A 25,887-nucleotide genomic window follows, 5' to 3' on the forward strand; every position below is an offset into this window, starting at 1 on the left:
TCGTCAAGCACCTATACCAAAACCCCCGATCGTGAAAACGATCGGGGGTTTTACTTTATGCCGCGAAAACAAACCATACCCAGCTCAGCCTTTTATAGGCAACTAAACAGGGCATCGTTATCATGCGTGCCTTATTGCTTGGCGGGACTCACATGCTTGCATTGTTAAGGCTTCTTCAAGACGGGCGATTCCACTCCGGAGAGGCGCTTGGCGCGGCTTTGGGTGTCAGCCGCTCCGCTGTGTGGAAGCAGCTGCAGGCTTTGCAGGCTGAATTGTCATTACCGTTGCACAAGGTGCGCGGGCGCGGTTATCAGCTGGCGACGCCACTGCAGTTGCTGGATGCGGATTGGCTAAATGCTCAAGTGGAGGCTCCCCAGTGGCATGCGTGCGTTATGCCAAGCGTGGATTCGACCAATGCGGAGGTATTGCGGCAGTTGCCGGTGGCCCAGGCTCTGCCGTTCTATGTGATTGCTGAGCGGCAAACCAGTGGGCGAGGGCGGCGGGGGCGTAGTTGGGTAAGTCCCTTCGGCGAGAATCTGTATTACAGCTTGGTTGTTCGTGTTGAAGGTGGCATGCGCCAGCTTGAAGGCATGAGCCTCGCAGTTGGCTTGGCGTTGCTGCAGGTTATTCGCGGCTTTGGCGTTGCTGAGGCCGGATTGAAGTGGCCCAATGATGTGTTGGTGGGTGAGCGCAAGCTGGCTGGCATCTTACTAGAGCTGTCTGGCGATCCGGCGGATGTGTGTCATGTGGTCATCGGGATTGGCTTGAATGTGAATATGCTCGCCGCCGATCAGGGGGCTATTGGTCAGCCCTGGACTTCGATGCGTGCTGAGTTGGGGCGTCTGTTAAATCGCAATGAGCTAGTGAGTGAGTTGAATCGGCAGCTGTCGCGCTATCTGGATATTCAGTTGCGTGATGGTTTCGCAGCTTTGCAAGATGAGTGGCAGGCTTGTCACCTTTGGCAGGGGCGATCGGTTGCATTAACGGCTGGTGGTGAGCCTATAGAAGGTGAGGTTTTAGGGGTGGATCGTTCCGGGGCCATTCGTCTTCGTGTTGATGGGGCTGAGCGAAGCTTTAGCGGCGGTGAGCTTAGTCTGAGGTTGCGTGATGATTCTTGAGCTCGACTGCGGTAATACCTTTATTAAGTGGCGTTTGCTGGGTGGTGGCAAGGCTACGGCAGACGTAGGCGGTGTCGTTGACACGGATCAGGCACTTATAGAGGTTGTCCGCGAGCAAGCTGTGCAGCTGCGTGCCTGTCGTCTGGTGAGTGTGCGCAGCGACGAAGAGACAGCGCAGTTGATCTCGCTGCTTGAGCAGGCTTTTGCTGTCGAGTGCCGTGCGGCTCGCTCTGCTGTTTCTTTGTCGGGTGTTCGCAATGGTTATGAGCAGTACGAGCGCCTTGGGCTTGATCGCTGGCTTGCAGTGGTAGGGGCTTATCAGTTATCGGGCAAGGCCGTGCTGGTTATTGACCTGGGCACTGCGGTTACTTCGGATTTTGTGGGTGCTGATGGTGGGCACCAAGGCGGCTTCATTTGCCCGGGTGTGCCGCTGATGCGCACGCAGTTGCGAACCCACACCCGCAGAACGCGCTATGACAGCGATGAGGCGGCCAAAGCGCTTGAAGAGTTGGTGCCGGGGCGGGCGACTGCTGAAGCTGTTGAGCGTGGATGCTTGTTGATGCTGCGCGGTTTTGTCAGTGGTCAGGTAGCGATGGCGGCAGAGCTGCTGGGCAGTGACTTTGATGTTTTCCTCACTGGTGGGGATGCCCCGCTGGTGATGGATGTTATTCCGGGTGCGCGGGTTGTGCCGGATCTGGTGTTTATCGGCTTGGCGATCGCTTGCCCCATAGTCTGAGGTCGTGCATGCGCTGGATGTTCTTGTGGTTGGTTGTACTGAATCTGTTCTATTACGTGTGGCATCAGCAGCAGGCCCCTTTGCGTGTTACTGAGATTGCACCGCTGAATATGGCGCAAGACAGTAAGCGCGATATTCGCCTGCTCAGTGAGTCGAGTGCGCCGCCGCGGCGAGAGGTGGCTGTGGCGCAGCCTGCCGAGGCGGTGTGCTTGTTTCTCGGTAGTTTTGAGGTGATGGCGGATGCGTCGGCGGTTGAGCAGCGGCTGTTGAGCCTGGATATTCAGTCGCGCGTGCAAAGCATGGATGCAGCGGCGGGCGTCGATTACTGGGTGTATCTACCACCGTTGGCTTCGCGGCAGGCTTCATTGCGCCAATTGCGTGAGTTGCAGGCACGCAAGATTGATAGCTACATCATTACTCAGGGCGACTTGGCCAACGGTATCTCCCTGGGCATCTTTCCGCGTAGCGATTCGGCGCAGAGTGTCATGCAGCGGTTGCGTGATGCCGGGTACGAACCGTCCCTGCGTGAGCTGACGCGTGCGCATCGTAGTTTCTGGGTGCGTATCTCTCCACAAAGTAGGCGTCTGGCGGATGATTCTTTGCTGCAGCGTTTGGCTTTTGACTTCAAAGGCTTAGAGCAGCAATTAATGCCTTGCGAAGGGGTTGCAAGCCCTCAATAGAATGCATAGAATGGCGCCCGCTTCGCAGGGTGGCGCTAACAAGTGTTCTGCGAAGTTGCTGTCAATGTAGCTAACCTCAGGTTTTTTAATGAGAAATTGCTTGACAGTAGGTCGGCATCGAATGAGAATGCCGCCCCGTTTGGAGGGATTCCCGAGTGGCCAAAGGGATCAGACTGTAAATCTGACGTCATCGACTTCGAAGGTTCGAATCCTTCTCCCTCCACCAGATTTAGCGAGAGCTGCAGGCTCCGCGGGTATAGTTCAGTGGTAGAACCTCAGCCTTCCAAGCTGATGATGCGGGTTCGATTCCCGCTACCCGCTCCAGCATTGTTGTTTTCGCAATGTGTTTTGCTCATGTAGCTCAGTTGGTAGAGCACACCCTTGGTAAGGGTGAGGTCAGCGGTTCGAGTCCGCTCATGAGCTCCATCTAATAAAGGCAGATATGCAAGTATCTGCCTTTGTTTTATGGCGGTGATGCTGAGTCAATTCTTCTCTGGGAGGCAGTCAAAATGGCTAAAGAAAAGTTTGAGCGTAACAAGCCGCACGTCAACGTTGGCACTATCGGTCACGTTGACCACGGTAAAACCACTCTGACCGCTGCTCTGACCCGCGTCTGCTCCGAAGTATTCGGTTCGGCCAAGGTTGACTTCGACAAGATCGACAGCGCCCCAGAAGAAAAAGCTCGCGGTATCACCATCAACACCGCTCACGTTGAATACGATTCGTCCGTGCGTCACTACGCACACGTTGACTGCCCGGGTCACGCCGACTACGTAAAAAACATGATCACCGGTGCTGCGCAGATGGACGGCGCTATCCTGGTTTGCTCGGCCGCTGATGGTCCGATGCCGCAAACTCGTGAGCACATCCTGCTGTCCCGCCAGGTAGGCGTTCCGTACATCGTTGTCTTCCTGAACAAGGCTGACATGGTTGATGACGCTGAGCTGCTGGAACTGGTTGAAATGGAAGTGCGCGACCTGCTCAGCACTTACGATTTCCCAGGCGACGACACTCCGATCATCATCGGTTCCGCTCTGATGGCTCTGAACGGTCAAGACGACAACGAAATGGGCACCAGCGCTGTTAAGAAGCTGGTTGAAACTCTGGACAGCTACATCCCAGAGCCAGTTCGTGCAATCGACAAGCCGTTCCTGATGCCAATCGAAGACGTATTCTCGATCTCCGGTCGTGGCACCGTGGTAACTGGCCGTATCGAGCGCGGTATCGTCAAGATCCAGGAAGAAATCGAGATCGTTGGTCTGCGTGATACCACTAAGACCACCTGTACTGGTGTTGAAATGTTCCGCAAGCTGCTCGACGAAGGTCGTGCTGGCGAGAACTGCGGCGTTCTGCTGCGCGGCACCAAGCGTGACGACGTAGAGCGTGGCCAGGTTCTGGTCAAGCCAGGTTCGGTTAAGCCGCACACCACCTTCACTGCAGAAGTGTATGTGTTGAGCAAAGAAGAAGGCGGTCGTCACACTCCGTTCTTCAAGGGCTACCGTCCTCAGTTCTACTTCCGTACTACTGACGTAACTGGTAACTGCGAACTGCCGGAAGGCGTTGAGATGGTAATGCCAGGTGACAACATCCAGATGACTGTCACTCTGATCAAGACCATCGCAATGGAAGAAGGTCTGCGTTTCGCTATTCGTGAAGGCGGTCGTACCGTCGGCGCTGGCGTCGTAGCCAAGATCATCGCGTAATCGATTGAACTGTTTTGATCGGGCCGGCATAATGGTCGGCCTGATTCAGTTTTTAGGTCAGTAGCTCAATTGGCAGAGCGACGGTCTCCAAAACCGTAGGTTGGGGGTTCGATTCCCTCCTGACCTGCCATTTTCCCTAGAATTTGGCGCGTCTTTTTACAGGATATTAGTAGATGAATGTTAAGGCTGAAGCCAAAGACTCTCGCTTCGATCTGCTTAAGTGGCTCGTAGTTGCTGCTCTGGTAATCGCAGGCGTAGTCGGTAATCAGTATTTCTCTGCTGAGCCTATTCTGTATCGCGTTCTGGCCTTGCTTGTTGTTGCCGCATTGGCTGGCGTGATTGCCCTGCAAACATCAAAAGGCCAGGCCTTTTGGGTGTTGGCAAAAGAAGCTCGCGTTGAAATTCGCAAGGTCGTTTGGCCAACTCGTCAGGAAACCACGCAGACAACCTTGATCGTTGTGGCTGTTGTTTTGGTTATGGCGCTGTTGTTGTGGGGTTTAGATTCCCTGCTTGGTTGGCTTGTTTCGTTGATTGTCGGCTAAGGGTGTCCCGTGGCTAAGCGTTGGTACGTTGTGCATGCTTACTCGGGTTACGAGAAGCATGTTATGCGCTCGTTAGTCGAGCGTGTGAAGCTCGCTGGTATGGAAGACGTTTTTGGCGAGATTCTGGTCCCCACTGAAGAAGTAGTGGAGATGCGGAACGGTCAGAAGCGCAAGAGTGAGCGTAAGTTCTTCCCAGGTTATGTCCTGGTGCAGATGGAGATGAGCGAGGCTACTTGGCATTTGATCAAGAATACCCCGCGCGTCATGGGCTTCATCGGTGGTACTGCAGATAAGCCTGCACCGATCACTGAAAAAGAAGCTGATGCCATTCTGCGTCGTGTTGCCGACAGTGGTGACAAGCCGAAGCCGAAAACATTGTTCGAGCCGGGTGAAATGGTGCGCGTGACTGATGGTCCGTTTGCTGATTTCAGCGGTGTTGTTGAAGAAGTTAATTACGAGAAGAGCCGCATCCAGGTGGCGGTGACTATTTTTGGTCGCTCTACACCGGTCGAGCTGGAGTTCAGTCAGGTCGAAAAGGCATAACTGACACAAGCATCCCTTACCCCGCAGCCATAGGCTGCGGGGTTTTGTCGTCACTGGGATAAATAGGCAATAACTGGGGAGCCGAAAGGCGCTAGAACCCAAAACTGGAGTAGCTCATGGCTAAGAAAATTACGGCTTATATCAAGCTGCAAGTAAAGGCTGCACAAGCCAACCCGTCGCCGCCTGTCGGCCCAGCTCTGGGTCAGCACGGCGTGAACATCATGGAATTCTGCAAGGCGTTCAACGCCCGTACCCAGGGCATGGAACCTGGTCTGCCGACTCCAGTGATCATCACTGTTTATAGCGACCGTAGCTTCACCTTTGAAACCAAAAGCACCCCTGCTTCGGTTCTGCTGAAGAAGGCTGCTGGCCTGACCAGCGGTTCGGCTCGTCCGAACACCGTTAAGGTTGGCACCGTTACTCGTGCTCAGCTGGAAGAGATCGCCAAAACCAAACAGGCCGATCTGACTGCAGCTGATATGGATGCAGCTGTGCGTACTATCGCCGGCTCCGCTCGTAGCATGGGCCTCAACGTGGAGGGTGTGTAATGGCTAAGTTGACCAAGCGTCAAAAGGCAATCGCTGAGAAAGTTGAAGCTGGTAAGGCTTACAACTTTGTTGAAGCTGCCGCTCTGCTGGCTGAGCTGTCTGCAGTTAAGTTCTCTGAGTCGGTAGATATCGCCGTCAACCTCGGTGTTGACCCGCGTAAATCCGATCAGGTTGTACGTGGCGCCACCGTTCTGCCGAACGGCTCGGGCAAAAGCGTTCGCGTTGCTGTGTTCACCCAGGGTCCAGCTGCTGAAGCTGCTCTGGCTGCCGGCGCTGATCGCGTAGGTATGGACGATCTGGCTGCTGAAATGAAAGGCGGCGACCTGAACTATGACGTAGTAATTGCTTCCCCGGATGCAATGCGCGTTGTGGGTCAGCTGGGCCAAGTGCTCGGCCCACGTGGTCTGATGCCTAACCCGAAAGTCGGCACCGTTACCCCTGACGTGGCTACCGCTGTGAAGAATGCCAAAGCTGGTCAAGTGCGTTTCCGTACTGACAAGAACGGCATCATCCACGGTTCCGTCGGCAAGGTTGGTTTTGACGCCGAGAAGCTGAAGCAGAACGTTGAAGCGCTGATTTCCGACCTCAAGCGTCTGAAGCCATCGACTTCGAAAGGTGTTTACGTCAAGCGCGTAACCCTGAGCACTACCATGGGTCCTGGTTTGGTCATCGACCAAGGCTCGCTCGACGCGTAATACATAGAGGCAGTGCGAGTAATTGCGCTGTCTCGAATCTTTGGGGTCCCTGCTTTGCGGGGGCTATCCAAGACCGTAGGTGGCGTAAGCCTTAAATTAACAGCCTACGCAGATGGTGCTCCCGGTTCCTTACCGAATCAGACACCAAAACGACATCCGGCTTCGGCCAGATGAAACGGTAACAAGCAGGAGTTTTACCCGTGGCAATTAAACTCGAAGACAAGAAGGCCATCGTCGCTGAAGTCAACGAGGCTGCCAAAGTAGCCCTGTCCGCTGTCGTGGCTGATGCCCGTGGTGTGACTGTAGGCGCTATGACCGGACTCCGTAAAGAGGCCCGCGAAGCTGGCGTATACGTACGTGTTGTACGTAATACCCTGCTCAAGCGCGCTGTTGAAGGCACCGAGTATTCGGTCCTCAACGACGTGTTCAAAGGCCCGACCCTGATTGCATTCTCCAAGGAACATCCGGGCGCTGCTGCTCGTATTTTCAAAGAGTTCGCCAAGGGTCAGGATAAGTTCGAGATCAAGGCAGCTGCGTTCGAGGGCAAGTTCCTCGCAGCAAACGAGATCGACGTGTTGGCTTCGCTGCCAACTCGCGACGAAGCTATTGCGAAGCTGATGAGCGTGATCCAAGGCGCTACCAGCAAGCTGGCTCGTACTCTGGCGGCCATTCGCGACCAGAAAGAAGCTACCGCTGCCTAAGGCATCGCAAGCTCTTTCAAAATCATATGTTTAATTTGATGGCTGCGTAGGCTGTCACCCCAATACAGGATTTAAGTCATGTCTCTGACTAACGAACAAATCATCGAAGCAATTGGCCAGAAAACTGTTCTGGAAGTTGTTGAACTGATCAAAGCAATGGAAGAAACCTTCGGCGTTACCGCTGCTGTTGCTGCTGCTGGTCCAGCTGCTGCTGCCGCTGTTGTTGAAGAGCAAACCGAATTCAACGTGATGTTGGTTGAAGCCGGCGAGAAGAAAGTAAACGTGATCAAGGCAGTTCGTGAACTGACCGGTCTGGGCCTGAAAGAAGCCAAGGCTGTAGTTGACGGCGCTCCTGCCATGGTTCTGGAAGCTGTTGCGAAAGACGCAGCTGACAAAGCCAAAGCTGCTTTGGAAGAAGCTGGCGCCAAAGTCGAGCTCAAGTAAGCGACGACCTTGCGTCTACAGCCCAAGCGTTAAGCGAAAGGCTGATGGCTGGTGGCTTTTGCCACCGGCCTTTTTCCGTTCTAGGTCGGCGAATCGTTCGCTGCTCTAAGGCGTGAAATACCCACCCGATGAGGTGGCGCAAACCTCGGGTTTGCAAGAGTTTCTGGCAACTCCCGTCGGAGGGGCCAAATAAGCAGGTGACCAAGCTGGGGAACGCTGATGGCTTACTCATATACTGAGAAAAAACGTATCCGCAAGGACTTTAGCAAGTTGCCGGATGTCATGGATGTGCCTTATCTCCTGGCCATCCAGCTGGATTCGTATCGCGAATTCCTGCAGGCAGGGGCGACCAAGGACCAGTTCCGCGACATTGGCCTGCATGCGGCCTTCAAGTCTGTTTTCCCGATTATCAGCTACTCCGGCAATGCTGCTCTGGAGTACGTCGGTTATCGCTTGGGCGAGCCGGCTTTTGATGTCAAGGAATGTACGCTGCGCGGCGTAACCTATGCCGTACCGCTGCGGGTAAAAGTCCGTCTGATCATTTTCGACAAAGAATCGTCGAACAAAGCGATCAAGGACATCAAAGAGCAAGAAGTGTACATGGGCGAAATCCCGCTCATGACCGAGAACGGTACCTTCGTTATCAACGGTACCGAGCGTGTTATCGTTTCCCAGCTGCACCGCTCCCCAGGCGTGTTCTTTGACCACGACCGTGGCAAGACGCATAGCTCGGGCAAGCTGCTGTACTCGGCGCGCATCATTCCTTACCGCGGCTCCTGGCTGGACTTCGAGTTCGATCCGAAGGACGCCGTGTTCGTGCGTATCGACCGTCGTCGCAAGCTGCCGGCTTCCGTGCTTCTGCGCGCGTTGGGCTATAGCACTGAAGAAGTGCTGGACGCTTTTTATGCGACTAACGTTTTCCACGTTAAGGGCGAGTCCCTCAACCTGGAGCTGGTTCCGCAGCGTCTGCGTGGTGAGATTGCCGTCCTCGATATCCTCGATGACAAGGGCAAGGTCATTGTTGAGCAAGGCCGTCGGATTACCGCGCGCCATATCAACCAGCTAGACAAAGCCGGAATCAAAGAGCTGGAAGTGCCGATCGACTACCTGATCGGTCGCACCTCGGCCAAGGCCATCGTGCACCCGGCTACCGGCGAAATCATCGCTGAGTGCAACACCGAGCTGAACGTTGAGATCCTGGCCAAAGTGGTCAAGGCTCAGGTAGTACGCATCGAAACGCTGTACACCAACGACATCGATTGCGGTCCGTTCATCTCCGATACCCTGAAGATCGACAGCACCACCAATCAGTTGGAAGCGCTGGTCGAGATCTACCGCATGATGCGTCCTGGCGAGCCGCCAACCAAGGATGCTGCCGAGACCCTGTTCAACAACCTGTTCTTCAGCGCCGAGCGTTACGACCTGTCGGCCGTTGGCCGGATGAAGTTCAACCGTCGTATCGGTCGCACCGAAATCGAAGGTTCGGGCGTGCTGAGCAAGGAAGATATCGTTGCGGTCCTCAAGACCCTCGTCGATATCCGTAACGGCAAAGGCATCGTCGACGACATCGACCACCTGGGTAACCGTCGTGTTCGCTGCGTAGGCGAAATGGCCGAGAACCAGTTCCGCGTTGGCCTGGTGCGTGTTGAGCGTGCGGTCAAAGAACGTCTGTCGATGGCCGAAAGCGAAGGCCTGATGCCGCAAGACCTGATTAACGCCAAGCCGGTTGCGGCTGCCGTTAAAGAGTTCTTCGGTTCCAGCCAGCTCTCGCAGTTTATGGACCAGAACAACCCGCTCTCCGAGATCACCCACAAGCGCCGTGTTTCGGCTCTTGGCCCGGGCGGTCTGACCCGTGAGCGTGCTGGCTTCGAAGTCCGTGACGTACACCCGACCCACTACGGCCGTGTGTGTCCGATCGAGACCCCTGAAGGTCCGAACATCGGTCTGATCAACTCCCTGGCAGCCTATGCTCGCACCAATCAGTACGGTTTTCTCGAGAGCCCGTACCGTGTGGTGAAAGACACCCTGGTTACCGACGAAATCGTGTTCCTGTCCGCCATCGAAGAGGCCGATCACGTGATCGCCCAGGCTTCGGCGACCATGAACAACAAGGGTCAGCTGGTTGATGAGTTGGTGGCCGTACGTCACCTCAACGAATTCACCGTTAAAGCGCCTGAAGACGTCACCCTGATGGACGTATCGCCTAAGCAGGTAGTTTCGGTTGCTGCTTCGTTGATCCCGTTCCTCGAGCACGACGACGCCAACCGTGCGTTGATGGGTTCGAACATGCAGCGTCAGGCTGTACCAACCCTGCGCGCTGACAAGCCGCTGGTAGGTACCGGCATGGAGCGCAACGTAGCACGCGACTCCGGCGTTTGCGTCGTGGCTCGCCGTGGCGGTGTGATCGACTCCGTCGATGCCAGCCGTGTGGTAGTTCGCGTCAATGACGACGAAGTTGAAACTGGCGAAGCCGGTGTCGACATCTACAACCTGACCAAATACACCCGCTCCAACCAGAACACTTGCATCAACCAGCGTCCGCTGGTGAGCAAAGGTGACAAGGTTGAGCGCAGCGACATCCTGGCCGACGGTCCGTCCACCGATATGGGTGAACTGGCACTGGGCCAGAACATGCGCGTCGCGTTCATGCCGTGGAACGGTTACAACTTCGAAGACTCCATCTGCCTCTCCGAGCGCGTGGTGCAAGAAGATCGTTTCACGACCATCCACATTCAGGAACTGACCTGTGTGGCGCGTGACACCAAGCTCGGCTCGGAAGAAATCACGTCCGACATCCCGAACGTCGGTGAATCTGCGCTGAACAAGCTGGACGAAGCAGGCATCGTGTATGTCGGCGCTGAAGTGGGTCCAGGTGACATTCTGGTCGGCAAGGTCACGCCAAAAGGCGAAACCCAACTGACTCCGGAAGAGAAGCTGCTGCGTGCGATCTTCGGTGAGAAGGCGTCTGACGTTAAAGACACCTCCCTGCGTGTGCCGACTGGCACCAAAGGTACCGTTATCGACGTACAGGTCTTCACCCGCGACGGTGTTGAGCGTGATGCTCGTGCTCTGTCGATCGAGAAGAGCCAGCTCGACGAGATCCGTAAGGACCTTAACGAAGAGTTCCGCATCGTTGAAGGTGCAACCTTCGAGCGTCTGCGTTCCGCTCTGGTGGGTAAGAAAGTTGAAGGCGGCGCTGGCCTGAAGAAGGGTGCAGAAGTTACCGACGAGTTCCTCGACGGCCTCGAGCGCGGCCAGTGGTTCAAGCTGCGCATGGCTGACGATGCCCTGAACGAGCAGTTGGAAAAGGCCCAGGCCTACATCTCCGACCGCCGTCAGCTGCTCGACGACAAGTTCGAAGACAAGAAGCGCAAGCTGCAGCAAGGTGATGACCTGGCTCCAGGCGTGCTGAAGATCGTCAAGGTCTACCTGGCAATCCGTCGCCGCATCCAGCCGGGCGACAAGATGGCCGGTCGTCACGGTAACAAGGGTGTGGTCTCTGTGATCATGCCGGTTGAAGACATGCCGCACGACATCCACGGTACGCCGGTGGACATCGTACTGAACCCGCTGGGCGTACCGTCGCGTATGAACGTCGGCCAGATCCTTGAAACCCACCTCGGCCTCGCGGCCAAAGGTCTGGGCGAGAAGATCAACCGCATGCTCGAAGAGCAACGCAAGGTCGCCGAACTGCGTAAGTTCATGCAGCAGATCTACAACGAGATCGGCGGTCGTCAGGAGAGCCTGGATGAGCTGAGCGATCAGGAAATCCTTCGCTTGGCGCACAACCTCAAAGGTGGTGTGCCAATGGCCACCCCGGTGTTCGACGGTGCCAAGGAAAGCGAAATCAAGGCCATGCTGAAACTGGCAGACCTGCCAGAAAGCGGCCAGATGCGCCTGATCGACGGTCGTACGGGTAACCAGTTCGAGCGTCCGACCACTGTTGGCTACATGTACATGCTGAAACTGAACCACCTGGTGGACGACAAGATGCACGCGCGTTCCACGGGTTCCTACAGTCTGGTTACTCAGCAGCCGCTGGGTGGTAAGGCGCAGTTCGGTGGTCAGCGCTTCGGTGAGATGGAGGTCTGGGCACTGGAAGCTTACGGCGCCGCCTACACCCTGCAGGAAATGCTGACCGTGAAGTCGGACGACGTGAACGGCCGTACCAAGATGTACAAAAACATCGTGGACGGTGATCACCGTATGGAGCCGGGCATGCCCGAGTCCTTCAACGTACTGATCAAAGAGATCCGTTCGCTGGGTATCGACATCGATCTGGAAACCGAATAACACGTGACGCGAATCGAGAGCGGGGCTGTTTAGCCCGCTCTCTGCTCCGCCAGGAGGAAAGGCCTTGAAAGACCTACTGAATTTGCTGAAAAACCAGGGTCAAGTCGAAGAGTTCGATGCTATTCGCATCGGCCTTGCTTCGCCTGAGATGATCCGTTCGTGGTCGTTCGGTGAAGTTAAAAAGCCGGAAACCATCAACTACCGTACGTTCAAGCCTGAGCGTGACGGCCTGTTCTGCGCCAAGATCTTTGGCCCGGTAAAGGATTACGAGTGCCTGTGCGGTAAGTACAAGCGCTTGAAGCATCGCGGCGTGATCTGCGAGAAGTGCGGCGTTGAAGTTGCACTGGCCAAGGTTCGTCGTGAGCGCATGGCGCACATCGAACTGGCTTCGCCGGTTGCCCACATCTGGTTCTTGAAATCGCTGCCAAGCCGTATCGGTTTGCTGATGGACATGACCCTGCGTGATATCGAACGCGTTCTCTACTTCGAGAGCTATGTCGTTATCGACCCAGGCATGACGACCCTTGAAAAAGGCCAGCTGCTGAACGACGAGCAGTACTTCGAAGCCCTCGAAGAGTTCGGTGATGACTTCGACGCCCGCATGGGTGCTGAAGCCGTTCGCGAACTGCTGCACGCGATCGACCTGGAGCACGAGATTGGCCGTCTGCGCGAAGAAATTCCGCAAACCAACTCGGAAACCAAGATCAAGAAGCTGTCCAAGCGTCTGAAACTGATGGAAGCTTTCCTCGGTTCGGGCAACCTGCCTGAGTGGATGGTGTTGACCGTTCTGCCGGTTCTGCCGCCAGATCTGCGTCCGCTGGTTCCGCTCGACGGTGGCCGCTTCGCGACTTCGGATCTCAACGATCTGTATCGCCGCGTGATCAACCGTAACAACCGTCTGAAGCGCCTGCTCGATCTGTCCGCACCGGACATCATCGTGCGCAACGAAAAGCGCATGCTGCAGGAAGCGGTCGATGCTCTGCTCGACAACGGCCGTCGCGGTCGTGCCATCACTGGCTCGAACAAGCGTCCGCTGAAATCCTTGGCTGACATGATCAAGGGTAAGCAAGGTCGTTTCCGTCAGAACCTGCTCGGTAAGCGCGTGGACTACTCCGGTCGTTCCGTTATTACCGTGGGCCCGACTCTGCGTCTGCACCAGTGCGGTCTGCCGAAGAAGATGGCTCTCGAGCTGTTCAAGCCGTTCATTTTCGGCAAGTTGGAAATGCGTGGTCTGGCGACCACCATTAAGGCTGCCAAGAAGATGGTCGAGCGCGAGCTGCCAGAGGTTTGGGACGTTCTCGCCGAAGTGATTCGCGAACACCCCGTGCTGCTCAACCGTGCACCAACCCTTCACCGTCTGGGCATCCAGGCGTTTGAACCGGTTCTGATCGAAGGTAAAGCGATTCAGCTGCACCCGCTGGTCTGCGCCGCGTACAACGCCGACTTCGACGGTGACCAGATGGCCGTGCACGTACCGCTGACGCTGGAAGCCCAGCTTGAAGCGCGCGCACTGATGATGTCGACCAACAACATCCTGTCGCCTGCCAACGGTGAGCCAATCATCGTTCCTTCGCAGGACGTGGTACTGGGTCTGTATTACATGACTCGCGAAGCGATTAACGCCAAGGGCGAAGGCCGCGTATTCGCTGACCTGCAGGAAGTTGACCGGGTTTTCCGTGGTGGCGAAGCCTCGTTGCATGCTCGCGTAAAAGTGCGCATCAACGAAGTGATCAAAGACCGCGACGGCACCATCACCAAGAACACCCGTATCGTCGACACCACTGTCGGCCGTGCGCTGCTGTTCCAGATCGTGCCGGATGGCCTGTCGTATGACGTGGTCAACCAGTCGATGAAGAAGAAGGCTATCTCCAAGCTGATCAACCAGTGCTACCGCACCGTTGGCTTGAAAGACACCGTTATCTTCGCTGACCAGCTGATGTACACCGGTTTCGCTTACTCGACTATCTCTGGTGTGTCGATCGGCGTGAACGACTTCGTTATCCCGGATGAGAAGGCGCGCATCATTGACGCCGCCACCGAGGAAGTTAAAGAGATCGAGTCGCAGTACGCCTCCGGCCTGGTAACCCAGGGCGAGAAGTACAACAAGGTGATCGACCTTTGGTCCAAGGCTAACGATGAAGTGTCCAAAGCGATGATGGCCAACCTCTCGAAAGAGAAAGTGGTTGATCGCGAAGGCAAGACCGTTGAGCAAGAGTCGTTCAACTCGATGTACATGATGGCCGACTCCGGTGCGCGGGGTTCTGCTGCGCAGATTCGTCAGCTCGCGGGTATGCGTGGTCTGATGGCCAAGCCAGACGGTTCGATCATCGAAACGCCGATCACCGCAAACTTCCGCGAAGGTCTGTCGGTTCTGCAGTACTTCATCTCGACTCACGGTGCTCGTAAGGGTCTTGCGGATACCGCGTTGAAAACTGCTAACTCCGGTTACCTGACTCGTCGTCTGGTAGACGTGGCCCAGGATCTGGTGGTTACCGCAATCGATTGCGGCACCGAGCATGGCCTGCTGATGACGCCGCACATTGAAGGCGGTGACGTAGTTGAGCCGTTGGGTGAGCGTGTACTGGGTCGTGTCATCGCCCGTGACGTGTTCAAGCCTGGCACCGAGGAGCTTCTGGTTCCGGCCGGTACCTTGGTTGACGAGCAGTGGGTTGAATTCATCGAGCTGAACAGCATCGACGAAGTGATCGTACGTTCGCCGATTAGCTGTGAAACTCGCTACGGGATCTGCGCCAAGTGCTACGGTCGCGACCTGGCCCGTGGTCACCAGATCAATATCGGTGAAGCCGTCGGTGTTATCGCTGCTCAGTCGATCGGTGAGCCGGGTACCCAGCTGACCATGCGTACGTTCCACATCGGTGGTGCGGCTAGCCGGACCTCGGCTGCTGACAGCGTACAAGTGAAGAATGGTGGTGCGATTCGTCTGCACAACCTGAAGCACGTTGAGCGTCTTGACGGCAACCTGGTAGCGGTGTCCCGTTCCGGTGAGCTGGCGATTGCTGACGAGTTCGGTCGTGAGCGCGAGCGCTACAAGCTGCCGTACGGTGCTGTGATTTCCGTGAAGGAAGGTGACAAGGTTGATGCTGGCGCGATCGTCGCCAAGTGGGACCCGCACACCCACCCGATCGTTACCGAAATGAAAGGTACCGTGACCTACGTGGGCATGGAAGAAGGCATCACCATCAAGCGTCAGACGGACGAATTGACTGGTTTGACCAACATCGAAGTCCTCGATCCGAAAGATCGTCCGGCTGCCGGCAAGGACATCCGTCCTGCGGTGAAGATGGTTGGCGAAGATGGTAAGGATCTGCTGCTGCCAGGTACCGACGTACTGGCTCAGTACTTCCTGCCGGCCAACGCCCTGGTGGGTGTGGCGAACGGTGCGCAGATCGCGATCGGTGATGTTATCGCTCGTATTCCGCAAGAAACTTCGAAGACCCGTGACATCACCGGTGGTCTGCCGCGCGTTGCCGACTTGTTCGAAGCGCGTCGTCCGAAAGAAGCTTCGATTCTGGCGGAAATCAGCGGCACCATCGCGTTCGGTAAAGAGACCAAAGGCAAACGCCGTCTGGTTATTACCCCGAACGATGGTAGCGATCCGTATGAGGAGCTGATTCCGAAGTGGCGTCACCTGAACGTGTTCGAGGGTGAGCAGGTCAACAAGGGTGAAGTCATCTCCGACGGTCCTAGCGACCCGCACGATATCCTGCGTTTGCTGGGTGTCAGTGCGTTGGCCAAGTACATCGTCAACGAGATTCAGGACGTTTACCGCCTGCAGGGCGTGAAGATCAACGACAAGCACATTGAAACCATTCTGCGTCAGATGTTGCGCAAGGTTGAAGTGGCTGAGTCGGGCGATTCCTCCTTCATCAAGGGCGACCAGATGGAGTTGACCGCGGTACTGGGTGAAAACGAGCGTCTGGCTGCAGAAGACAAGTTTGTTGCCAAGTACACCCGCGTTCTGCTGGGTATCACCAAGGCGTCGTTGTCCACCGAGTCGTTCATCTCGGCGGCTTCTTTCCAGGAAACCACCCGCGTTCTTACCGAGGCGGCGGTTACTGGTAAGCGCGACTACCTACGTGGTCTGAAAGAAAACGTGGTTGTGGGTCGTCTGATCCCAGCCGGTACCGGTCTGGCGTATCACAGCGAGCGTAAGCGTAAGCGTGATGCGGCTCAGCCGGTACGTGTCAGCGCCAGTGAAGTGGAAGCCGCACTGACCGAAGCGCTGAACTCCAGTAGCAATTAAGTTCAAAGCCCCGCTAGTTCGCTAGCGGGGCTTTGTCTTGACTGGGGCGGTGAGTCTCTTTAGACTCATGCACCCCTAAATTTGGCAGGGCACGTGCTCTGCCATTTTGTTTGTAGGGCAATAGCGTCGCAAGACAACAGTGGAGCTTAAGATGGCAACTATCAACCAGCTGGTACGTCAGCCGCGTAAGCGTATCGTCGAGAAATCCGACGTGCCTGCGCTGCAGAACTGCCCGCAGCGTCGTGGTGTGTGCACTCGCGTGTATACCACTACGCCGAAAAAACCTAACTCGGCACTGCGTAAAGTATGCCGTGTACGCCTGACCAACGGTTTCGAGGTTTCCTCGTACATCGGCGGTGAAGGCCACAACCTGCAAGAACACAGCGTCGTACTGATTCGCGGCGGCCGTGTAAAAGACTTGCCAGGTGTGCGTTATCACACCGTGCGCGGTTCGCTGGATACCTCCGGCGTTAAAGACCGTAAGCAGGGTCGTTCGAAGTACGGTACCAAGCGTCCGAAGTAATCGGCGGTTGTACTGAATTGCGAATTTCTAATTTTCTGAGTCGATAAGAGTAAGGTCGGGCGCAATGCGGTCCCGAGCTAACCTGAAGACCGTTTGAGGGCTTATCACATGCCAAGACGTCGTGTAGCAGCCAAGCGCGAAGTGCTTGATGATCCAAAATACGGAAGCCAAATCCTGGCCAAGTTCATGAACCACGTGATGGAAAGCGGCAAGAAAGCCGTTGCCGAGCGTATTGTTTATGGCGCCCTGGACAAGGTTAAAGAGCGTAAGAACAGCGATCCCCTGGAAATCTTCGAGAAAGCTCTCGACGCCATCGCTCCGCTGGTCGAAGTGAAGTCGCGCCGTGTAGGCGGTGCTACTTACCAGGTTCCGGTCGAAGTTCGTCCGTCCCGTCGTAATGCTCTTGCCATGCGCTGGCTGGTAGATTTCGCCCGTAAGCGTGGCGAGAAGTCTATGGCTCTGCGTTTGGCTGGTGAGTTGCTGGATGCCGCTGAAGGCAAAGGTGCTGCAGTTAAGAAGCGTGAAGACGTGCACCGTATGGCTGAAGCCAACAAGGCTTTCTCGCACTACCGCTTCTAATTATCGCGCTTCTAAATTTGCGAGGGCTTTATGGCTCGTACTACACCGATTAACCGTTACCGTAACATCGGTATCGTGGCTCACGTGGACGCGGGTAAAACCACGACCACCGAGCGTGTGCTTTTCTATACTGGCAAAAGCCACAAGATGGGCGAGGTGCATGACGGCGCCGCGACCACAGACTGGATGGTGCAGGAGCAGGAGCGTGGTATTACCATCACTTCGGCTGCTATTACCGCCTTCTGGAAAGGTTCCGAGAAGCAGTACAAAGATGAGCATCGCTTCAACGTAATTGATACCCCCGGCCACGTTGACTTCACCATTGAAGTTGAGCGTTCGCTGCGTGTACTCGACGGCGCGGTCGTTGTGTTCTGCGGTACTTCGGGCGTTGAGCCTCAGTCGGAAACCGTATGGCGTCAGGCCAACAAATACGGCGTTCCACGTCTTGTTTACGTCAACAAGATGGACCGTGCCGGTGCTGACTTCCTGCGCGTTATCGGTCAGATCAAGCAGCGTCTGGGTCACACCCCGGTGCCGATCCAGCTGGCCATCGGTGCAGAAGACAACTTCCAGGGTCAGATCGATCTGATCAACATGCAGGCTGTCTACTGGAACGATGCCGACAAAGGTATGGTCCCTGTTCGCAAGGACATTCCAGCTGAATTGCTGGAAGAAGCCGAGAAGTGGCGCGGCAACATGGTTGAGGCTGCGGCCGAAGCCAACGAAGAGCTGATGAACAAATACCTCGAAGGTGAAGAACTCACCATCGAAGAAATTAAGGGCGCTCTGCGTCAGCGTACTATCGCTGGCGAAATCGTTCTGGCTGTTTGCGGTTCTTCCTTCAAGAACAAGGGTGTTCCCCTGGTTCTCGACGCCGTTATCGACTTCCTGCCTGCTCCTACCGACATTCCTGCTATCAAGGGTTCCAACCCAGATAACGAGGAAGAGGAAATGGAGCGTCATGCAAGTGATGACGAGCCGTTCGCGGCGCTGGCGTTCAAGATCGCTACCGACCCATTCGTGGGTACCTTGACCTTCGTCCGCGTTTACTCGGGCGTGTTGGCATCCGGCGACGGTGTGATTAACTCGGTTAAAGGTAAGAAAGAGCGCGTGGGTCGTATGGTGCAAATGCACGCAAACGCCCGCGAAGAGATCAAGGAGGTACGCGCTGGTGACATCGCGGCCTTGATCGGCATGAAGGACGTCACTACTGGTGAGACTCTGTGCAACGCTGACAAGCCAATCATCCTGGTTCGCATGGACTTCCCGGAGCCGGTTATCTCGGTTGCCGTAGAGCCTAAGACCAAGGACGACCAGGAAAAAATGGGTATCGCACTGGGCAAGCTTGCTCAGGAAGACCCGTCTTTCCGCGTCAAAACTGATGAAGAGACTGGTCAGACGATCATCTCCGGTATGGGCGAGTTGCACCTGGACATCCTGGTCGACCGCATGCGCCGCGAGTTCAACGTCGAAGCCAACATCGGTAAGCCTCAGGTTTCTTATCGTGAGCGCATCACGAAGAGCTGTGAAATCGAAGGCAAGTTCGTTCGTCAGTCCGGTGGTCGTGGTCAGTTCGGTCACTGCTGGGTCCGCTTTGCACCTGCTGACGAAGGTCAGGAAGGTCTGCAGTTCCTGAACGAAGTCGTAGGTGGTGTGATTCCGAAGGAATACATCCCGGCGATCCAGAAGGGTATCGAAGAGCAGATGAAGAACGGCGTCGTTGCCGGTTATCCGCTGATCGGCCTGAAGGCTACCGTGTTCGATGGTTCCTACCACGACGTCGACTCCAACGAGATGGCGTTCAAGGTGGCTGCTTCCATGGCGACCAAGCAACTGGCCCAGAAGGGTGGTGGTGAGTTGCTCGAGCCGATCATGGCGGTAGAAGTTGTTACCCCAGAAGACTACATGGGTGATGTGATGGGCGACCTTAACCGTCGTCGTGGCATGATCCTGGGTATGGAAGACACGATCTCCGGCAAGGTGATTCGTGCTGAAGTTCCGCTGGGTGAGATGTTCGGTTATGCGACCGACGTCCGTTCCATGTCTCAGGGTCGCGCAAGCTACTCCATGGAATTCAAAAAATACAATACGGCTCCGTCGCACATCGTCGAGTCGGTAACCAAAAAACAAGGCTGATTCAGCCCCTTTAAGCTAGGAGTTAATTGTCGTGGCTAAAGAAAAATTTGAACGTAACAAACCGCACGTCAACGTTGGCACTATCGGTCACGTTGACCACGGTAAAACCACTCTGACCGCTGCTCTGACCCGCGTCTGCTCCGAAGTATTCGGTTCGGCCAAGGTTGACTTCGACAAGATCGACAGCGCCCCAGAAGAAAAAGCTCGCGGTATCACCATCAACACCGCTCACGTTGAATACGATTCGTCCGTGCGTCACTACGCACACGTTGACTGCCCGGGTCACGCCGACTACGTAAAAAACATGATCACCGGTGCTGCGCAGATGGACGGCGCTATCCTGGTTTGCTCGGCCGCTGATGGTCCGATGCCGCAAACTCGTGAGCACATCCTGCTGTCCCGCCAGGTAGGCGTTCCGTACATCGTTGTCTTCCTGAACAAGGCTGACATGGTTGATGACGCTGAGCTGCTGGAACTGGTTGAAATGGAAGTGCGCGACCTGCTCAGCACTTACGATTTCCCAGGCGACGACACTCCGATCATCATCGGTTCCGCTCTGATGGCTCTGAACGGTCAAGACGACAACGAAATGGGCACCAGCGCTGTTAAGAAGCTGGTTGAAACTCTGGACAGCTACATCCCAGAGCCAGTTCGTGCAATCGACAAGCCGTTCCTGATGCCAATCGAAGACGTATTCTCGATCTCCGGTCGTGGCACCGTGGTAACTGGCCGTATCGAGCGCGGTATCGTCAAGATCCAGGAAGAAATCGAGATCGTTGGTCTGCGTGATACCACTAAGACCACCTGTACTGGTGTTGAAATGTTCCGCAAGCTGCTCGACGAAGGTCGTGCTGGCGAGAACTGCGGCGTTCTGCTGCGCGGCACCAAGCGTGACGACGTAGAGCGTGGCCAGGTTCTGGTCAAGCCAGGTTCGGTTAAGCCGCACACCACCTTCACTGCAGAAGTGTATGTGTTGAGCAAAGAAGAAGGCGGTCGTCACACTCCGTTCTTCAAGGGCTACCGTCCTCAGTTCTACTTCCGTACTACTGACGTAACTGGTAACTGCGAACTGCCGGAAGGCGTTGAGATGGTAATGCCAGGTGACAACATCCAGATGACTGTCACTCTGATCAAGACCATCGCAATGGAAGAAGGTCTGCGTTTCGCTATTCGTGAAGGCGGTCGTACCGTCGGCGCTGGCGTCGTAGCCAAAATCATCGCGTAAGTGATGGTTTGAGAAAAAGCCCCCGCTTGCGGGGGCTTTTTTATTGGGTTGACACCTGCTAGGGGCGTCTATAGAATCACGCCTCCTTTTAACGGGCGTATTGCGTCCGTTGGGAATAGCAGCTTGGAATCTGAGGTCAAAATGCAAAACCAACAAATCCGTATTCGGTTGAAGGCTTTTGACCATCGCCTGATCGATCAATCAACCCAGGAAATCGTGGAAACCGCGAAACGTACTGGTGCTCAGGTGCGTGGTCCTATTCCTCTGCCTACCCGCAAAGAGCGGTTCACCGTACTGACCTCGCCACACGTCAACAAAGACGCGCGTGATCAGTTCGAGATCCGTACTCATAAGCGTGTTCTGGACATCGTCCAGCCAACGGATAAAACCGTTGACGCGCTGATGAAGCTTGATCTTGCGGCTGGTGTGGAAGTGCAGATCAGCCTCGGCTAAGACCGCTTTAGGTTTTAGTCGTGTAACGCTCTGAAATGGGCGGCCATAGCGGGTGAAAGCCCCGTACACTCATGAGGTTACAACATGACTATTGGTGTAGTCGGTCGAAAGGCGGGTATGACCCGTATTTTCACCGAAGAAGGTGTCTCCATTCCGGTTACGGTCATTGAGATCGAGCCGAATCGCGTCACTCAGTTCAAAACTGAAGAGTCCGATGGCTATCGTGCAGTGCAAGTCACTGTCGGCGAGCGTCGTGCTTCACGTGTCAGCAAGGCGCAAGCCGGTCACTTCGCTAAGGCGAATGTCGCGGCAGGTCGTACTGTTATGGAATTCCGTCTTGAAGAAGGCGAGTACCAGGCAGGTGATCTGATCAACGCTGAAATATTCCAAGCTGGTCAACTGGTGGATGTCACCGGTCAGTCCAAAGGTAAAGGCTTTGCCGGTACCATCAAGCGTTGGAACTTCCGCGGCCAAGACAACACTCACGGTAACTCCGTGTCCCACCGTGTTCCGGGTTCCATTGGCCAGTGCCAGACTCCGGGTCGCGTATTCAAGGGCAAAAAAATGTCCGGTCATATGGGCGCTGAGCGCGTGACCGTGCAGTCCCTGGAAGTAGTGCGGGTTGACGCTGAACGCAATCTGTTGCTGGTCAAGGGTGCTGTTCCTGGCGCTACTGGCGGCAACCTGGTTGTACGTCCAGCGGCCAAGGCTCGCGGTTAAGGGGAAGCTGACATGCAATTAAATGTAAATGGCGCTCAAGCAATCGAAGTGTCCGAAGCCACTTTTGGCGGCGCATACAACGAGACCCTGGTTCACCAAGCAGTTGTGGCCTACATGGCCGGCGGCCGTCAGGGCAGCAAGCAGCAGAAGACTCGTTCCGACGTATCCGGTGGCGGTAAGCGCCCTTGGCGTCAGAAGGGTACTGGCCGTGCTCGTGCAGGTACCACTCGTGGTCCGATCTGGCGTGGCGGTGGTGTGACCTTCGCGGCTCGTCCGCAGAATCACGATCAAAAGCTGAACAAGAAAATGTATCGCGCTGCATTGCGTTCGATTCTTGCCGAGCTGGTTCGTACTGATCGTTTGATCGTCGTCGAAGACTTCAGCGTTGAAGCTCCGAAGACTAAAGAACTGTTGGGCAAGTTGAATGGCATGGGTCTGACCGATGTGCTGATCGTGTCCGATGCTATTGATGAGAATCTGTACCTGGCTGCTCGCAACCTGCCACACGTTGATGTCCGTGACGTGCAAGGTTCCGATCCAGTTAGTCTGATCGCGTATGAAAAGGTGCTGGTCACCGTTTCTGCCGTGAAGAAATTCGAGGAGCTGCTGGGATGAACCAGGAACGCGTATTTAAAGTGCTGCTTGGCCCGCACATCTCCGAGAAGGCCACGGTTCTCGCTGACAAGAAAAGTCAGTTCGTTTTCAAGGTTGCAACCGATGCAACCAAGCTGGAAATCAAGAAGGCCGTCGAAAGCCTGTTCAACGTGAATGTTGCTGCTGTTAATACCGTGAATGTTCTCGGTAAGACCAAGCGCAATGCTCGCGGTTTGGGCAAGCGTAACGACTGGAAGAAAGCGATCATTTCGCTTCAGCCAGGCCAAGATCTCGATTTCGCCAGCAGTGCTGAGTAAGGAAGGGGTGCATCATGGCAATCGTTAAATGCAAACCGACTTCCCCTGGCCGCCGTTTTGTGGTCAAGGTGGTCAATCAGGAGCTGCATAAAGGCGCTCCTTACGCTCCGCTGCTTGAGAAGAAGTCGAAGACTGGCGGTCGTAACAACAATGGTCGTATCACCACCCGTCATATCGGTGGTGGCCACAAGCAGCATTACCGTCTGGTCGATTTCCGTCGCAACGACAAAGATGGCATTCCAGCCACTGTTGAGCGTATTGAATACGATCCGAACCGTACCGCACACATCGCTCTGCTGATGTATGCAGACGGCGAGCGCCGCTACATCATCGCCCCTAAAGGCGTGAGTGCTGGCGATCAGCTGGTAGCTGGCATCATGGCTCCGATCAAGCCGGGCAACAGTCTGCAACTGCGCAACATTCCAGTTGGTAGCACTGTTCACGGTATCGAACTGAAGCCGGGTAAAGGTGCTCAGATCGCTCGTTCCGCTGGTGCTTCGGCTCAGCTGATTGCGCGTGAAGGTGTCTACGTGACCCTGCGTCTGCGTTCCGGTGAGATGCGTAAAGTACTGGCTGAGTGCCGTGCGACCCTGGGCGAAGTCTCGAACTCCGAGCACAGCCTGCGTTCGCTGGGTAAAGCTGGTGCCAAACGCTGGCGTGGCGTTCGCCCAACCGTTCGTGGTGTTGCCATGAACCCGGTTGACCACCCACATGGTGGTGGTGAAGGTCGTACCTCTGGTGGTCGTCATCCGGTGTCTCCATGGGGCTTCCCGACGAAGGGCGCGAAGACTCGTGGTAACAAACGCACCGACAACATGATCGTCCGTCGTCGCAAGTAAATAGAGGGATACGACAGTGCCACGTTCTCTGAAAAAAGGTCCTTTTATTGATCTTCACCTACTGAAGAAGATCGAAGTGGCGGTGGAAAAGAACGATCGCAAGCCGGTGAAAACCTGGTCGCGCCGTTCGATGATCCTGCCACAAATGGTCGGTCTGACCATCGCTGTACATAACGGTCGTCAACATGTCCCAGTTCTCGTGAACGAAGACATGGTCGGTCACAAACTGGGCGAATTTGCCGGCACTCGTACCTATCGTGGGCACGTGGCTGACAAGAAAGCCAAGCGTTAAGGGGTTAGGAAATGGAAGTAGCCGCTAAGTTGTCGGGCGCTCGCATCTCCGCCCAAAAAGCCCGCTTGGTCGCCGACCAGATTCGTGGGAAGAAGGTGGGCGAAGCGCTCAACCTCCTGGCTTTCAGCAGTAAGAAAGCCGCCGAGATCATCAAGAAAGTGCTGGAGTCGGCTGTAGCCAACGCCGAGCACAACGAAGGCGCAGACGTTGATGACTTGAAGGTCAGCACCGTTTTCGTCAACGAAGGGCGTTCGCTGAAGCGCATCATGCCGCGTGCCAAAGGCCGCGCTGATCGCATCGTCAAGCGGTCTTGCCATATCACTGTCAAGGTTGCGGACAAGTAACGGAGTCGATCAGATGGGTCAGAAAGTACATCCCATTGGCATTCGCCTGGGAATCGTCAAGGAGCACACCTCCGTCTGGTACGCCAGCGGTCGGACTTATGCGGACTATTTGTTCGCTGATCTGAAGGTGCGTGAGTATCTCCAAGACAAACTAAAAAGCGCGTCCGTAAGCCGTATCGACATTGCTCGCCCGGCTCAAACTGCACGTATCACCATCCACACCGCTCGTCCCGGTATCGTTATCGGTAAGAAAGGTGAAGATGTTGAGAAGCTGCGTCAGGACCTGACCAAGCAAATGGGTGTGCCTGTGCACATCAATATCGAAGAGATCCGCAAGCCGGAGCTCGACGGTATGCTGGTTGCGCAGAGCGTAGCTCAGCAGCTGGAGCGTCGTGTGATGTTCCGTCGCGCTATGAAACGCGCTGTACAGAACGCCATGCGTATTGGTGCCAAGGGCATCAAAATCCAAGTGAGCGGTCGTCTCGGCGGTGCTGAAATTGCACGTACCGAATGGTATCGCGAAGGTCGTGTGCCGTTGCACACCCTGCGTGCCGATATCGACTATGCCACGTACGAAGCGCACACCACTTACGGTGTGATCGGTGTCAAGGTTTGGATCTTCAAAGGCGAAGTGATTGGTGGCCTTAAAGAAGAACTGAAACCCCAAGCGCCTGCGCCTCGTAAAAAAGCTGCTAAGTAAGGAGTACGCAAAATGTTGCAACCAAAGCGTACGAAGTTCCGTAAGCAGATGACCGGCCACAACCGTGGTCTGGCTCAGCGCGGTAGCAAAGTCAGCTTCGGCGAATTTGCTCTGAAGTCTGTTGCCCGCGGTCGTCTCACCGCCCGTCAGATTGAGTCCGCTCGTCGTGCTCTGACTCGTCACGTTAAGCGTGGCGGGAAAATCTGGATTCGCGTTTTCCCGGACAAGCCGATCTCCAAGAAGCCTCTTGAAGTGCGGATGGGTAAAGGGAAGGGTAGCGTTGAATATTGGGTAGCCCAGATCCAGCCAGGCAAGGTCCTGTATGAGATCGAAGGCGTTTCCGAAGAGTTGGCGCGTGAGGCTTTCGCCCTGGCTGCTGCAAAGCTGCCACTCGCCACCACTTTTGTTAAGCGGACGGTGATGTGATGAAGGCGAATGAACTTCGTGAAAAATCAGCACAGCAGCTGAACGAGCAACTGCTCGGCCTGCTGCGCGACCAGTTCAATCTGCGTATGCAGAAAGCAACTGGCCAGTTGGGGCAGTCTCACCTGCTCTCGCAAGTTAAACGCGACATCGCTCGTGTGAAAACTGTGCTCAACCAGCAGGCAGGTAAGTGATCATGGCTGAAGCCGAAAAAACAGTCCGTACGCTGACCGGCCGTGTCGTCAGCGACAAGATGGACAAGACCATCACCGTATTGATCGAGCGTCGCGTTAAGCACCCGATCTACGGCAAATATGTCAAGCGTTCGACCAAGCTGCACGCACACGACGAAACCAACCAGAGCAAGATCGGTGACAAAGTTTCCATTCGCGAAACTCGTCCCGTTGCCAAGACTAAGTCTTGGGCGCTGGTTGAGATCCTCGAACGCGCAGTGGACGTCTAAGGGCTAAGGGTC

27 protein-coding genes and 4 tRNA genes are annotated in these 25,887 nt (G+C 55.5%); all 31 read left to right on the plus strand.

Annotation, left to right across the window (positions count from 1 at the left end; all coding sequences use genetic code 11):
* Window positions 1-152 precede the first annotated feature (152 nt).
* The 31 genes from birA to rpsQ all read left to right on the plus strand — a co-directional run bounded on the left by birA (window position 153) and on the right by rpsQ (window position 25,875).
* Window positions 153-1,118 (plus strand): bifunctional biotin--[acetyl-CoA-carboxylase] ligase/biotin operon repressor BirA, encoded by a 966-nt coding sequence (gene birA, locus CUR33_RS17650; protein ID WP_289240639.1) that lies wholly within the window; start codon window positions 153-155, stop codon window positions 1,116-1,118.
* Window positions 1,108-1,854 carry a pantothenate kinase gene (locus tag CUR33_RS17655; protein ID WP_289240640.1) on the plus strand — a complete coding sequence of 249 codons (747 nt, stop codon included), beginning with the start codon at window positions 1,108-1,110 and terminating at the stop codon, window positions 1,852-1,854. The genes birA and CUR33_RS17655 overlap by 11 nt, the downstream gene beginning before the upstream one ends.
* Window positions 1,855-1,862: 8 nt before the next feature.
* On the plus strand, window positions 1,863-2,534 hold the full coding sequence (locus CUR33_RS17660) for an SPOR domain-containing protein (RefSeq protein WP_090256316.1): 672 nt from the start codon (window positions 1,863-1,865) through the stop codon (window positions 2,532-2,534).
* 141 nt (window positions 2,535-2,675) lie between these two features.
* Window positions 2,676-2,760, plus strand: a tRNA-Tyr gene (locus tag CUR33_RS17665).
* A gap of 24 nt (window positions 2,761-2,784) precedes the next feature.
* A tRNA-Gly gene (locus CUR33_RS17670) sits at window positions 2,785-2,858 on the plus strand.
* Between the two features lie 26 nt (window positions 2,859-2,884).
* Window positions 2,885-2,960: transfer RNA gene (locus tag CUR33_RS17675), tRNA-Thr, on the plus strand.
* A gap of 83 nt (window positions 2,961-3,043) precedes the next feature.
* Complete coding sequence (gene tuf, locus CUR33_RS17680; RefSeq protein WP_090377379.1) at window positions 3,044-4,237, plus strand: elongation factor Tu; 1,194 nt, start codon at window positions 3,044-3,046, stop codon at window positions 4,235-4,237.
* A gap of 54 nt (window positions 4,238-4,291) precedes the next feature.
* Window positions 4,292-4,367 (plus strand) — tRNA-Trp (locus tag CUR33_RS17685).
* Between the two features lie 43 nt (window positions 4,368-4,410).
* Complete coding sequence (gene secE / locus CUR33_RS17690; RefSeq protein WP_090256277.1) at window positions 4,411-4,779, plus strand: preprotein translocase subunit SecE; 369 nt, start codon at window positions 4,411-4,413, stop codon at window positions 4,777-4,779.
* A gap of 9 nt (window positions 4,780-4,788) precedes the next feature.
* Window positions 4,789-5,322 carry a transcription termination/antitermination protein NusG gene (gene nusG / locus CUR33_RS17695; RefSeq protein WP_090256278.1) on the plus strand — a complete coding sequence of 178 codons (534 nt, stop codon included), beginning with the start codon at window positions 4,789-4,791 and terminating at the stop codon, window positions 5,320-5,322.
* A 116-nt stretch (window positions 5,323-5,438) separates the two neighbouring features.
* The gene (gene rplK, locus CUR33_RS17700; protein ID WP_069522401.1) at window positions 5,439-5,870 is read left to right on the plus strand and encodes a 50S ribosomal protein L11; all 432 of its coding nucleotides are present in this window, start codon (window positions 5,439-5,441) and stop codon (window positions 5,868-5,870) included.
* Entirely contained in the window at window positions 5,870-6,565 is a 696-nt protein-coding gene (rplA, locus tag CUR33_RS17705; protein WP_090256279.1) for a 50S ribosomal protein L1, read from the plus strand. Before rplK ends, rplA begins: the two co-directional genes overlap by 1 nt.
* A gap of 200 nt (window positions 6,566-6,765) precedes the next feature.
* Entirely contained in the window at window positions 6,766-7,266 is a 501-nt protein-coding gene (gene rplJ / locus CUR33_RS17710) for a 50S ribosomal protein L10 (protein ID WP_069522397.1), read from the plus strand.
* 78 nt (window positions 7,267-7,344) lie between these two features.
* Window positions 7,345-7,710 (plus strand): 50S ribosomal protein L7/L12, encoded by a 366-nt coding sequence (gene rplL, locus CUR33_RS17715; RefSeq protein WP_090256280.1) that lies wholly within the window; start codon window positions 7,345-7,347, stop codon window positions 7,708-7,710.
* 219 nt (window positions 7,711-7,929) lie between these two features.
* Window positions 7,930-12,003: a DNA-directed RNA polymerase subunit beta gene (gene rpoB, locus CUR33_RS17720; RefSeq protein ID WP_160089366.1), complete on the plus strand. Its 4,074-nt coding sequence runs from the start codon at window positions 7,930-7,932 to the stop codon at window positions 12,001-12,003.
* Window positions 12,004-12,067: 64 nt separating this feature from the next.
* On the plus strand, window positions 12,068-16,267 hold the full coding sequence (gene rpoC / locus CUR33_RS17725; protein ID WP_090256282.1) for a DNA-directed RNA polymerase subunit beta': 4,200 nt from the start codon (window positions 12,068-12,070) through the stop codon (window positions 16,265-16,267).
* Between the two features lie 151 nt (window positions 16,268-16,418).
* Window positions 16,419-16,790 carry a 30S ribosomal protein S12 gene (gene rpsL / locus CUR33_RS17730; RefSeq protein ID WP_003463319.1) on the plus strand — a complete coding sequence of 124 codons (372 nt, stop codon included), beginning with the start codon at window positions 16,419-16,421 and terminating at the stop codon, window positions 16,788-16,790.
* 108 nt (window positions 16,791-16,898) lie between these two features.
* A complete protein-coding gene (gene rpsG, locus CUR33_RS17735; RefSeq protein ID WP_010490886.1) occupies window positions 16,899-17,369 on the plus strand; it encodes a 30S ribosomal protein S7 in 471 nt (156 codons plus the stop codon).
* A 30-nt stretch (window positions 17,370-17,399) separates the two neighbouring features.
* Window positions 17,400-19,505 carry an elongation factor G gene (gene fusA / locus CUR33_RS17740; protein ID WP_090256283.1) on the plus strand — a complete coding sequence of 702 codons (2,106 nt, stop codon included), beginning with the start codon at window positions 17,400-17,402 and terminating at the stop codon, window positions 19,503-19,505.
* Between the two features lie 31 nt (window positions 19,506-19,536).
* Window positions 19,537-20,730: an elongation factor Tu gene (gene tuf, locus CUR33_RS17745; protein ID WP_090377379.1), complete on the plus strand. Its 1,194-nt coding sequence runs from the start codon at window positions 19,537-19,539 to the stop codon at window positions 20,728-20,730.
* 141 nt (window positions 20,731-20,871) lie between these two features.
* A complete protein-coding gene (gene rpsJ / locus CUR33_RS17750; protein WP_010486970.1) occupies window positions 20,872-21,183 on the plus strand; it encodes a 30S ribosomal protein S10 in 312 nt (103 codons plus the stop codon).
* A gap of 84 nt (window positions 21,184-21,267) precedes the next feature.
* Complete coding sequence (gene rplC, locus CUR33_RS17755) at window positions 21,268-21,903, plus strand: 50S ribosomal protein L3 (RefSeq protein ID WP_090255807.1); 636 nt, start codon at window positions 21,268-21,270, stop codon at window positions 21,901-21,903.
* A 12-nt stretch (window positions 21,904-21,915) separates the two neighbouring features.
* Entirely contained in the window at window positions 21,916-22,518 is a 603-nt protein-coding gene (gene rplD, locus CUR33_RS17760; RefSeq protein ID WP_090255805.1) for a 50S ribosomal protein L4, read from the plus strand.
* Window positions 22,515-22,814 carry a 50S ribosomal protein L23 gene (gene rplW, locus CUR33_RS17765; protein ID WP_090255803.1) on the plus strand — a complete coding sequence of 100 codons (300 nt, stop codon included), beginning with the start codon at window positions 22,515-22,517 and terminating at the stop codon, window positions 22,812-22,814. Before rplD ends, rplW begins: the two co-directional genes overlap by 4 nt.
* A 14-nt stretch (window positions 22,815-22,828) precedes the next feature.
* Complete coding sequence (rplB, locus tag CUR33_RS17770) at window positions 22,829-23,653, plus strand: 50S ribosomal protein L2 (protein ID WP_090255801.1); 825 nt, start codon at window positions 22,829-22,831, stop codon at window positions 23,651-23,653.
* A 16-nt stretch (window positions 23,654-23,669) separates the two neighbouring features.
* Window positions 23,670-23,945, plus strand: coding sequence for a 30S ribosomal protein S19 (gene rpsS, locus CUR33_RS17775; protein WP_010486981.1), 276 nt, complete (start codon window positions 23,670-23,672; stop codon window positions 23,943-23,945).
* Between the two features lie 11 nt (window positions 23,946-23,956).
* Window positions 23,957-24,289 carry a 50S ribosomal protein L22 gene (rplV, locus tag CUR33_RS17780; RefSeq protein ID WP_003210077.1) on the plus strand — a complete coding sequence of 111 codons (333 nt, stop codon included), beginning with the start codon at window positions 23,957-23,959 and terminating at the stop codon, window positions 24,287-24,289.
* 13 nt (window positions 24,290-24,302) lie between these two features.
* Window positions 24,303-24,989: a 30S ribosomal protein S3 gene (gene rpsC, locus CUR33_RS17785; RefSeq protein ID WP_069519907.1), complete on the plus strand. Its 687-nt coding sequence runs from the start codon at window positions 24,303-24,305 to the stop codon at window positions 24,987-24,989.
* A 12-nt stretch (window positions 24,990-25,001) separates the two neighbouring features.
* A complete protein-coding gene (gene rplP / locus CUR33_RS17790) occupies window positions 25,002-25,415 on the plus strand; it encodes a 50S ribosomal protein L16 (protein WP_090255798.1) in 414 nt (137 codons plus the stop codon).
* Window positions 25,415-25,606 (plus strand): 50S ribosomal protein L29, encoded by a 192-nt coding sequence (gene rpmC, locus CUR33_RS17795; protein ID WP_002555481.1) that lies wholly within the window; start codon window positions 25,415-25,417, stop codon window positions 25,604-25,606. The genes rplP and rpmC overlap by 1 nt, the downstream gene beginning before the upstream one ends.
* A gap of 2 nt (window positions 25,607-25,608) precedes the next feature.
* A complete protein-coding gene (gene rpsQ, locus CUR33_RS17800; protein WP_090255823.1) occupies window positions 25,609-25,875 on the plus strand; it encodes a 30S ribosomal protein S17 in 267 nt (88 codons plus the stop codon).
* The last annotated feature ends 12 nt before the right edge of the window (window positions 25,876-25,887 follow it).

The organism is Pseudomonas sp. FEMGT703P, assembly GCF_002786345.1.
Classification (GTDB): domain Bacteria; phylum Pseudomonadota; class Gammaproteobacteria; order Pseudomonadales; family Pseudomonadaceae; genus Aquipseudomonas; species Aquipseudomonas peli.

What these genes read in the sequence shown, in the direction of transcription:
- birA (WP_289240639.1), top strand. Translation starts at nt 153, where the DNA reads ATGCTTGCATTGTTAAGGCTTCTTCAAGACGGGCGATTCCACTCCGGA.
- CUR33_RS17655 (WP_289240640.1), top strand. Translation starts at nt 1,108, where the DNA reads ATGATTCTTGAGCTCGACTGCGGTAATACCTTTATTAAGTGGCGTTTG.
- CUR33_RS17660 (WP_090256316.1), top strand. Translation starts at nt 1,863, where the DNA reads ATGCGCTGGATGTTCTTGTGGTTGGTTGTACTGAATCTGTTCTATTAC.
- tuf (WP_090377379.1), top strand. Translation starts at nt 3,044, where the DNA reads ATGGCTAAAGAAAAGTTTGAGCGTAACAAGCCGCACGTCAACGTTGGC.
- secE (WP_090256277.1), top strand. Translation starts at nt 4,411, where the DNA reads ATGAATGTTAAGGCTGAAGCCAAAGACTCTCGCTTCGATCTGCTTAAG.
- rplK (WP_069522401.1), top strand. Translation starts at nt 5,439, where the DNA reads ATGGCTAAGAAAATTACGGCTTATATCAAGCTGCAAGTAAAGGCTGCA.
- rplA (WP_090256279.1), top strand. Translation starts at nt 5,870, where the DNA reads ATGGCTAAGTTGACCAAGCGTCAAAAGGCAATCGCTGAGAAAGTTGAA.
- rplL (WP_090256280.1), top strand. Translation starts at nt 7,345, where the DNA reads ATGTCTCTGACTAACGAACAAATCATCGAAGCAATTGGCCAGAAAACT.
- rpoB (WP_160089366.1), top strand. Translation starts at nt 7,930, where the DNA reads ATGGCTTACTCATATACTGAGAAAAAACGTATCCGCAAGGACTTTAGC.
- rpsL (WP_003463319.1), top strand. Translation starts at nt 16,419, where the DNA reads ATGGCAACTATCAACCAGCTGGTACGTCAGCCGCGTAAGCGTATCGTC.
- rpsG (WP_010490886.1), top strand. Translation starts at nt 16,899, where the DNA reads ATGCCAAGACGTCGTGTAGCAGCCAAGCGCGAAGTGCTTGATGATCCA.
- fusA (WP_090256283.1), top strand. Translation starts at nt 17,400, where the DNA reads ATGGCTCGTACTACACCGATTAACCGTTACCGTAACATCGGTATCGTG.
- rpsJ (WP_010486970.1), top strand. Translation starts at nt 20,872, where the DNA reads ATGCAAAACCAACAAATCCGTATTCGGTTGAAGGCTTTTGACCATCGC.
- rplC (WP_090255807.1), top strand. Translation starts at nt 21,268, where the DNA reads ATGACTATTGGTGTAGTCGGTCGAAAGGCGGGTATGACCCGTATTTTC.
- rplD (WP_090255805.1), top strand. Translation starts at nt 21,916, where the DNA reads ATGCAATTAAATGTAAATGGCGCTCAAGCAATCGAAGTGTCCGAAGCC.
- rplW (WP_090255803.1), top strand. Translation starts at nt 22,515, where the DNA reads ATGAACCAGGAACGCGTATTTAAAGTGCTGCTTGGCCCGCACATCTCC.
- rplB (WP_090255801.1), top strand. Translation starts at nt 22,829, where the DNA reads ATGGCAATCGTTAAATGCAAACCGACTTCCCCTGGCCGCCGTTTTGTG.
- rplV (WP_003210077.1), top strand. Translation starts at nt 23,957, where the DNA reads ATGGAAGTAGCCGCTAAGTTGTCGGGCGCTCGCATCTCCGCCCAAAAA.
- rpsC (WP_069519907.1), top strand. Translation starts at nt 24,303, where the DNA reads ATGGGTCAGAAAGTACATCCCATTGGCATTCGCCTGGGAATCGTCAAG.
- rplP (WP_090255798.1), top strand. Translation starts at nt 25,002, where the DNA reads ATGTTGCAACCAAAGCGTACGAAGTTCCGTAAGCAGATGACCGGCCAC.
- rpmC (WP_002555481.1), top strand. Translation starts at nt 25,415, where the DNA reads ATGAAGGCGAATGAACTTCGTGAAAAATCAGCACAGCAGCTGAACGAG.
- rpsQ (WP_090255823.1), top strand. Translation starts at nt 25,609, where the DNA reads ATGGCTGAAGCCGAAAAAACAGTCCGTACGCTGACCGGCCGTGTCGTC.